This window comes from Mesorhizobium sp. BHbdii, from assembly GCF_053848045.1.
On sequence record NZ_JBSPKX010000106.1, the window covers coordinates 1 to 555 of the forward strand.

The 555-nt window shown below is 61.8% G+C and carries 2 pseudogenes; one reads left to right on the forward strand and one right to left on the reverse strand.

Going from position 1 to position 555, the window contains the following annotated elements:
• Positions 1-276, forward strand: a pseudogene (locus ACWTU8_RS32085) (glycosyl hydrolase); the annotation flags it as partial.
• Between the two features lie 9 nt (positions 277-285).
• On the opposite strand, the pseudogene ACWTU8_RS32090 reads toward ACWTU8_RS32085, so the two are convergent.
• A pseudogene (locus tag ACWTU8_RS32090) lies at positions 286-555 on the reverse strand (metallophosphoesterase); the annotation flags it as partial.

Below are 555 nucleotides of genomic sequence, written 5' to 3' on the forward strand. Positions count from 1 at the left end.
TTCAAAAAGGTTGAGGCATGGGCGAAGACCAACGGCATCAAGCCCGAAAACGTCACGCTGGGCGAGTTCGGCATGATCCGCCAGGAATATGGCAATGCCTATGTGATGCCGGTGCAGTACCGTGCCGCCTATGTCCGGGACATGATCGCCCGCGCCGAGGCACATGGTTTCTCATGGTCGGTGTGGAGCTATGGCGGCGCCTTTGGGATCGTCGATGCCTTCAATGGCGACAAGGCCGAACCTGGTGTGATGGACGTGATCCGCTCGCTTCACTGAGAGCTGCTCTCAGCCGAGGTCGATCTGCAGGATTTCCGGCCGCACGCCGAAACGCACCGGCATGATGCTGAAGCCGAGCCCGCCCGAGACGATCAGATTGCGGTCGTTCTCGACGACATGGCCATAGGCATAGCGGTTGCCGAAACGCGACGGCACGACAGGCGAATAGCCGAACAGCCGCACCTGCCCGCCATGGGTGTGGCCCGACAGCGTCAGCGAAACCCGCCCCGGTACGGTCGGGAAAATATCCGGCTCATGGGCGAGCAGGATGATCGGCCC